General features: G+C 56.0%; 7 protein-coding genes. 2 read left to right on the top strand and 5 right to left on the bottom strand.

All coding sequences use genetic code 11. The annotated features are described in order from the left end of the window. The first annotated feature begins 425 nt into the window (after positions 1-425). Together HII27_RS12545 and mdtD are read left to right on the top strand one after the other, a co-directional pair. Positions 426-1,130, top strand: coding sequence for a FadR/GntR family transcriptional regulator (locus HII27_RS12545; protein ID WP_185668181.1), 705 nt, complete (start codon positions 426-428; stop codon positions 1,128-1,130). A 10-nt stretch (positions 1,131-1,140) separates the two neighbouring features. Continuing rightward, positions 1,141-2,529, top strand: a complete 1,389-nt coding sequence (mdtD, locus tag HII27_RS12540; protein ID WP_185668180.1) for a multidrug transporter subunit MdtD — start codon at positions 1,141-1,143, stop codon at positions 2,527-2,529. A 2-nt stretch (positions 2,530-2,531) separates the two neighbouring features. On the opposite strand, the gene rbsR is transcribed toward mdtD, so the two are convergent. From rbsR to rbsA, 5 genes are all read right to left on the bottom strand, one after another. After that, positions 2,532-3,524, bottom strand: coding sequence for a ribose operon transcriptional repressor RbsR (gene rbsR, locus HII27_RS12535; protein ID WP_185668179.1), 993 nt, complete (start codon positions 3,522-3,524; stop codon positions 2,532-2,534). Positions 3,525-3,527: 3 nt separating this feature from the next. Next, positions 3,528-4,457, bottom strand: a complete 930-nt coding sequence (rbsK, locus tag HII27_RS12530; RefSeq protein ID WP_185668178.1) for a ribokinase — start codon at positions 4,455-4,457, stop codon at positions 3,528-3,530. A 113-nt stretch (positions 4,458-4,570) separates the two neighbouring features. Then, the gene (gene rbsB, locus HII27_RS12525) at positions 4,571-5,461 is read right to left on the bottom strand and encodes a ribose ABC transporter substrate-binding protein RbsB (protein WP_035893648.1); all 891 of its coding nucleotides are present in this window, start codon (positions 5,459-5,461) and stop codon (positions 4,571-4,573) included. Between the two features lie 27 nt (positions 5,462-5,488). Then, entirely contained in the window at positions 5,489-6,454 is a 966-nt protein-coding gene (rbsC, locus tag HII27_RS12520) for a ribose ABC transporter permease (RefSeq protein WP_035893646.1), read from the bottom strand. Positions 6,455-6,459: 5 nt separating this feature from the next. After that, positions 6,460-7,965, bottom strand: a complete 1,506-nt coding sequence (gene rbsA, locus HII27_RS12515; RefSeq protein ID WP_185668177.1) for a ribose ABC transporter ATP-binding protein RbsA — start codon at positions 7,963-7,965, stop codon at positions 6,460-6,462. Between the last annotated feature and the right edge of the window lie 3 nt (positions 7,966-7,968).

Genomic DNA, 7,968 nt, shown 5'->3' with positions numbered 1-7,968 from the left:
AGAGACTTGGTATTCATTTATCGTCTTGCGACGTTAAGAATCCGTATCTTCGAGTGCCCACACAGATTGTCTGATAAATTGTTAAAGAGCAGTGCAACACGGCTTTCGCTCACTGTTGCGAGGTGGCGTATATTACGCTTTCCTCTTTCAGAGTCAAGCGTTTAATTTCGCCTTTCTCTGCCGAGTTTCTCAGGAGAAACTCGCTGACCCGGCGGCTTGTTTGCCGTTGTTCCGTCTCAGTGGGGCCGCATTATAGGGAGTAATTGAGATCCCGCAAGCATAAATTTAAAATAATTTATCGCCCGCTCTCTTTTTCAACAAATCGTGCAGCAATGCACCGTTAAAGGCCCGAACTGCTGTTTTTAACACCGATTCAGCACATCAAATGGCATACTAAAGAAAGATAAATAATAGGAATGGCATTTATGTCTCTAAGCGCACAGCAACTGGCAGCTCAAAAGAACATCTCCTGGGTCCTGGCTGAGAAAATAGCCCAGAAGATATTAACCGGTGAATACCCGCCGGAAAGCATCCTCCCCGGCGAGATGGAACTGGGCGAGATTTTCGGCGTCAGTCGAACCGCCGTTCGTGAAGCGGTAAAAACCCTTTCAGCAAAAGGCATGCTGCTCCCGCGCCCGCGTATCGGTACGCGCGTCATGCCTCAGGCGCACTGGAACTTCCTCGACACCGAGCTTATCTCCTGGTGGCTGACCGCAGATAACTTCCAGTCGGTGATGAAACACTTCCTGGTACTGCGCCGCAGCCTCGAGCCTCAGGCCTGCATGCTAGCCGCGACGTTAGGCACGGCGGAACAGAAAGCGCACCTCAATACATTGATGGAAGAGATGGCGACGCTAGAGAAAGCGTTCGACCGTACTCGCTGGATTGATATCGACACCTCCTGGCACGAGCACATCTATGAAATGAGCGCGAACCCGTTTCTGACCTCCTTCGCCAAGCTCTTCCATTCGGTATACCACATCTATTTCACCTCTATTACTGAAGATGAAGTAATCGAGTTGGATAGCCACCAGGCCATTGTTGATGCTATCCAGGATGGCGACGGTCAGCAGGCGTTTCTGGCATGTCAGGCGTTATTAAACGCGCCGCATATCCGGGAAGCCGTCTAGAGGACATCGCATGACTGAAAAGAAAGCGCGGAGTATGGCTGGTCTGCCGTGGATAGCGGCAATGGCCTTCTTTATGCAGGCGCTGGACGCCACCATCCTCAATACCGCCCTTCCGGCCATCGCCCACAGCCTGAACCGTTCGCCGCTGGCCATGCAGTCGGCGATTATCAGCTATACGCTGACCGTCGCGATGCTGATCCCGGTGAGCGGTTGGCTGGCCGACCGTTTCGGTACCCGCCGCGTCTTTATGTTAGCGGTGAGCCTGTTCACTCTGGGCTCTCTGGCCTGTGCGCTCTCTTCTTCATTAACTGAGCTGGTTATCTTCCGGGTGATTCAAGGGATTGGCGGCGCCATGATGATGCCCGTCGCGCGCCTGGCGTTACTGCGCGCCTATCCGCGCAGCGAACTGCTGCCGGTACTTAACTTTGTCACCATGCCGGGCCTGATTGGGCCGATTCTTGGCCCAGTGCTCGGCGGCGTATTCGTTACCTGGGCCACCTGGCACTGGATTTTCCTCATTAACATACCGATTGGCGTTGTCGGGATGCTGTACGCCCGAAAATATATGCCGAACTTCACCACGCCGCGGCGGCGCTTCGACTTCTCCGGTTTCCTGCTCTTCGGGCTAAGCCTGGTGCTATTCTCCATCGGTATGGAACTGCTCGGGGAGCAGATCGTGTCGGGCTGGGTGGCATTAATGATAGTCCTGCTCAGCATCCTGCTGCTGCTCGCCTATATCCGCCACGCGCGTAAGCACCCTACGCCGCTGATTTCACTGTCGCTGTTCAAGACCCGTACCTTTTCCGTCGGTATCGCCGGAAACCTGGCAACACGCCTGGGCACCGGCTGCGTACCGTTCCTGATGCCCTTGATGCTCCAGGTGGGCTTTGGTTATCCGGCGCTGATCGCGGGCTGCATGATGGCGCCGACGGCTATCGGTTCGATTATTGCGAAATCGACCGTCACTGCCGTATTGCGCCGTTTGGGCTATCGGAAAACACTGGTGGGAGTCACGCTGTTCATTGGCCTGATGATCGCGCAGTTCTCACTGCAATCGCCGTCGATGCCGATATGGATGCTGATTCTGCCGCTGCTGGTGCTGGGGATGGCGATGTCGACGCAGTTCACCTCGATGAACACCATTACGCTTGCCGACCTGACGGACGATAACGCCAGCGGCGGCAATAGTCTGCTGGCGGTGACCCAACAGTTGTCGATTAGTCTGGGGGTCGCCATCAGTGCCGCGGTGCTACGTTCCTACCAGAGTATCGTGGGCTCAACCATCGATCAGTTCCACTATACCTTTATTACCATGGGTGTGATTACGGCGATATCCGCGCTGATGTTCCTGCTGCTGCGGCCGAAAGATGGCCGCAACCTAATAAAAGAAAAGCACTAGCCTCACACCGAGCCGCGAACCACCAGCTCGGGCGTCAGCTGCATACGCTGCTGTTTCTGCCCGGGCTGGGCGATACGATGAATCAGCACATCAATCGCCAGCTCGCCAAGTTCATCTTTCGGTTGGTGAATGGTGGTCAGCGGCGGTGTCATATAGCGCGCCAGCTCGATGTCATCATAGCCAATCACCGCCATGTCCTGTGGAATACGTAAACCGGCCTGATACAGCGCCTGATAGGCGCCGACCGCCATGGCATCATTGCCGACAAAGACCGCATCCGGGCGCTCGGGATGCTTCAGCAACTGCTGCATCGCCTCCAGACCACCGCCGAATTCGAAGTCGCTGGTAATCTCATAGCCGTCCAGGATGGGCAGCTTCGCGTTATGCATCGCTTCCCGGTATCCCTCCAGACGCAAACGCGCCGGGGTTTTATCCAGCGGGCCAGCAATACAGGCAATACGCGTATGGCCGCGTTCAATCAGGTAACGGGTCGCCATATCGCCGCCAAACAGCGAATTATCCTGAATCAGGTCGCTGTCACCGTCAAACGGTGCCCAGTCCATCATCACGGAAGGAATAGAAGGGTAGCGCTGCATGATCTCCAGCGACGGCTGGTGCGTTTCGGTGCACAGCAGCAGCAGCCCATCGACACGCTTTTGCATCAGCGTCTCAAGATTGCGGTTCATTCGCTGCTCATCGCCTTCAGTGTTACACAGCACCAGGCTATAGCCGCGCTCAAAGCAGCTGCGCTCGACGCCGCGCACCAGTTCAGAGTAGAACGGGTTGGTACTGGCGGTGATCAGCATGCCAATAGTATGGGTCTGATTCAGTTTGAGGCTACGCGCCAGCGCCGACGGCGCGTAGTTCAGCGTTTTGATGGCCGCATCAACTTTCTCGGTAATCGCCTCGCTGACGAAGCGATCTTTATTGATGACGTGCGATACGGTTGAGGTGGAAACGCCCGCCAGGCGAGCAACATCCTTCATCGTGGCCAAGCATTACCCCTGTTGACGTAAGAATTCGTCGATCTCTTCACGCCATGGAACCGATGGCTGAGCGCCTTTACGCGTCACGGCGATCGCCGCGGCTGCATGAGCAAAGCGCAGCGCATCCGCCAGCGGCGTGTTTTCCAGCAGCGCGGTCATCAGTGCACCGTTAAAGGTGTCGCCCGCCGCGATGGTATCGATGGCCTGGACTTTAAAACCAGGAACGCGACGCCCTTCGCCCTTCACGCTGGCCCATACACCACGGCTACCGAGAGTGATGATCACCGTATCGATACCTTTGGCATGCAGGACCTTCGCAGCTTGCGCGGCGTCTTCATCGTTTTCTACCCGCACGCCGGTCAGCTTCTCGGCTTCGGTTTCATTCGGGGTAATGATATCCACCAGCGACAGGAGTTCATCCGACAGCTCGCGCGCCGGGGCCGGGTTTAATACCACGGTGGTCTGGTTCTGGTGGGCAATCTGCGCGGCCAACAGTACGCTGCCCAGCGGTGATTCAAGCTGCATCAGCAGCGCATCGGCCTGAGCAATGCGTTCACGCTGAGCGTCGACTAATGAAGTTGATAATGCGGCGTTGGCTCCGGCATGGATACCAATAACGTTTTCGCCTTCGCCGTTCACGAAGATCAGCGCCACACCGGTCGACTCGCCCGCCACGGCGCTTACCGGCGCAACGTCAATGCGGTCAACCTGTAACTGTTTGCGGATGCGCTCACCAATATCGTCGTCGCCCGTGCAGGCAATAAACGCGATATCCGCACCGCTGCGCCCGGCGGCAACCGCCTGGTTTGCGCCTTTACCGCCAAAAGCGACCTGATAATGGCTACCGGTGACGGTTTCGCCAGGCGTCGGGAAAGATTCAAGATTGAGAATGTGATCGGCATTGATGCTGCCAAGGACGACGAGTTTGCCTGCGGTTTTCATTTTCAGAGTGTCCGGTAAGATGCGCCACCGGCTGACTTACCGGTGGCGCGTGCCCTGCTTTTATTTTTGATGTTGTCCCTCAGGCTGCGAGAGCCTGAATCGCATTCGCGTTATTACTGCTTAATTACCAGCTTCAGGTCAACAGGATATTTCGCCTGGACCTTTTCGCCTTTCAGCACTTTGTCAGCGGTTTCCACGCCGGTAGCACCGATCTGGTCAGGTAACTGCGCGATAGTCGCCGCCAGTTTGCCATCTTTTACCGCTTTCTCGCCATCAGGCGTACCGTCAAACCCAACCACCATCACATCGGATTTACCGGCAGTCTGCAGCGCACGCAGTGCACCCAGCGCCATTTCGTCGTTCTGTGCGAAGACCGCTTTCACGTCTGGGTGCGCAGTCAGCAGGTTCTGCATCACGTTCAGGCCTTTAGTACGGTCAAAATCAGCAGGCTGGCTCGCCAGGACGTTAAATTTGTGAGCGGCAACGGCCTGCTGGAAGCCTTCGCCACGCTCGCGCGCTGCGGAAGTCCCGGCAATCCCCTGCAGTTCGATAACCTTCGCACCTTCACCGGCTTTCTTCGCGATGTAATCACCCGCGATTTTGCCGCCCAGCACGTTATCGGAAGCAATGTGGCTCACGACCTCACCTTTAGAGGCGACGCGGTCCAGGGTGATAACCGGGATTTTTGCCTGGTTAGCCATCTTGATGGCGTTACCTACGGCATCGGAGTCAGTTGGGTTGATCAGCAGAATTTTGGTGCCACGAACCGTTAAATCCTGAACGTTAGCCAGCTCTTTCGCCGGGTTATTCTGTGAGTCCAGAACCACCAGGTTGTAACCCAGTTTATCGGCTTCTTTCTGCGCGCCATCCTTCAGGGAGACGAAGAACGGGTTATTCAGGGTAGAGATAACCAGCGCAATGGTGTCTTTCGCCATTGCGTTCGCGCTCACGGTGGCGCTCAGCGCAACCGCAGAAACCAGGGTAGCCAGTTTTTTCATGTTCATATCTAAGATGTCCTGTAGTGTCGTGAATTACTGCTTTTTGTTGTCCACCAGCACCGCCAGCAAAATGACGACTGCTTTAACGATCATCTGGTAATAAGAAGAAACGCCTAACAAGTTCAAACCGTTGTTCAAGAACCCAAGAATCAGCGCACCGATAAGCGTGCCGACGATACGACCTTTACCGCCTGCCAGGCTGGTACCGCCCAGCACCACCGCCGCGATAGCATCCAGCTCATAGCCGGTACCCGCCGTCGGTTGCGCAGAGGAGAGACGCGCCACTTCGATAATCCCCGCCAGCGCCGACAGCAGCCCGCACAGAGAGTAGACGATAATTTTGACTTTATTAACGCTGATACCGGAAAGACGCGTTGCCGCTTCGTTACCGCCCAGCGCATAGATATAACGACCCAGACGGGTATGGTGCAGCATGTACCACGCGGCCAGGAAGACAATCCCCATGATCCATACCGGAGTAGGGATGCCCAGCGGACGACCAATCCCGAACCAGCCGAAGACATCGGCGTTATCGGTAAACCCGGTATTCACCGGACTGCCGTTGGTGTACACCATGGTCACACCGCGCAGCAACAGCATCATCACCAGCGTGGCGATAAACGCCTGAACGCGCCCTTTGGCGACAATAACGCCGGTAACGGCCCCGATTGCGGCACCTAATGCGAGTGCGGCAGCAACCGCCACCAGCGCATTAACTTCGATGCCCACAATCGACGCGGCGACCGCGCCGGTCAACGCCAGCAGAGAACCGACGGACAGGTCGATCCCCGACGTTAAAATGACCAGCGTCATCCCAACCGCCATGATCGCATTCACGGAGGTTTGCTGCAGGATGTTGAACAGGTTATTGACGGTAAAAAAGTTCGGGCTCATGGTCGATACAATCGCTATCAGCACCAGCAGGGCTATCAGCGATTTTTGCTCCAGCAGCCATGCTTTAGTGAAATAGCGGCGACCCGCCACAGACTGGGTTGTCATCTTTTTTACTCCTGGTTCACGCGGTTAAGCTTGCCCACTGCGGCAGCCATTAATACTTCCTGGGTGGCCTGCTCGCGTGAAAACTCACCGCCGAGATGCCCTTCATGCATCACAATAATGCGATCGCTCATCCCCAGGACTTCTGGCATCTCGGAAGAGACCAGAATGATGCTCAGGCCGTCGGCCTTGAACTGGTTGATAAGCTGGTAAATCTCTTTCTTCGCCCCGACGTCGACGCCACGCGTCGGTTCATCGAGGATCAGCACCTTCGGGCGGGTCATCAGGCCGCGGGCAATCGCCACTTTCTGCTGGTTACCGCCGGAGAGCAGGCCGATAGCCTGTTCCATGGAAGGGGTTTTGACGTTAAACAGACGGATAAAGTCGCCAACCGCCTGCTGTTCGTCTTTATGCTTCAGGCCACCGCCGGCACGGCTGAAATAACGCAGCGCGGTCAGCGACATGTTCTCTTTCACCGACATGCCCAGCACCAGGCCATCGCGCTTACGGTCTTCGGAGATATACACGATGCCGTTTGCCAGGCCATCCTGCGGTGAACGGGTTACCACTTCATGACCGTCGAGGGTTACATAGCCGCTGGTGCGCGGCAGCGCGCCGTATAGCACCTTCATTAGTTCGGTACGACCTGCGCCCATCAACCCGGCAACGCCCAGGATTTCGCCTTTACGCAACGTGAAGGAGACGTTTTCTACGCCAGGCCCACACAGTGCGTCCACCTTCAGGCGGATTTCACCCGGCGCTTTATCGAGATGCGGGTACTGATCTTCGAGCTTACGTCCGACCATCATTTCAATCAGGCGGTCTTCATCGAGGCTCGCCACTTCACGCTCGGCAATAAACTGCCCGTCGCGGAAGACGGTGACGTCGTCGCAGATCTCGAAAATCTCTTTCATACGGTGGGAGATATAAACAATGCCGCGCCCCTGCGATTTCAGCTCGCGGATAACGCGGAACAGGGACTCGGTTTCGGTATCGGTCAGTGCATCAGTCGGTTCATCCATTACGATGACCTTCGACTCAAAGCTCAGCACCTTGGCAATTTCCACCATCTGCTGATCGCCGATAGAGAGGTCGCCCACCAGGCGGTCGCTCTTAAAGCGCAGATTGAGTTTTGCCAGCAGGATATCGGCCTCGGCGTACATCTTTTTCCAGTCGATTTTGCCAAAGCGATTCACGAACTCACGGCCGAGGAAAATGTTCTCGGCAATCGTCAGTTGCGGGATCAGGTTCAGCTCCTGGTGGATGATGCCGATACCGGCTTCCTGGGAAGATTTAGGACCATTAAAGGTGGTCTCTTTGCCCAGCCATAATAATGAACCGGCATCACGGGCATAAATCCCGGTCAGCACTTTCATCATGGTGGATTTGCCCGCGCCGTTCTCGCCGACCAGCGCCATCACGCGCCCGGCATAGACATTTAGCGCAGCACCGGAAAGGGCCTTCACGCCTGGGAACGATTTATCGATCCCTTTGAGTTGTAAGAGTGCGTCCATGAT

Origin of the sequence: Kluyvera sichuanensis, from assembly GCF_014218705.1 — a bacterium.
Taxonomy (GTDB): Bacteria; Pseudomonadota; Gammaproteobacteria; order Enterobacterales; family Enterobacteriaceae; genus Kluyvera; species Kluyvera sichuanensis.
Note: the sequence above shows the minus strand (reverse complement) of the source record. Positions and strands in the feature narration are given on the sequence as shown.

Coding starts and splice junctions, on each gene's coding strand:
- mdtD (WP_185668180.1), top strand. CDS start 1,141: ATGACTGAAAAGAAAGCGCGGAGTATGGCTGGTCTGCCGTGGATAGCG.
- rbsC (WP_035893646.1), bottom strand. CDS start 6,454: ATGACAACCCAGTCTGTGGCGGGTCGCCGCTATTTCACTAAAGCATGG.
- rbsA (WP_185668177.1), bottom strand. CDS start 7,965: ATGGACGCACTCTTACAACTCAAAGGGATCGATAAATCGTTCCCAGGC.
- rbsK (WP_185668178.1), bottom strand. CDS start 4,457: ATGAAAACCGCAGGCAAACTCGTCGTCCTTGGCAGCATCAATGCCGAT.
- rbsB (WP_035893648.1), bottom strand. CDS start 5,461: ATGAACATGAAAAAACTGGCTACCCTGGTTTCTGCGGTTGCGCTGAGC.
- HII27_RS12545 (WP_185668181.1), top strand. CDS start 426: ATGTCTCTAAGCGCACAGCAACTGGCAGCTCAAAAGAACATCTCCTGG.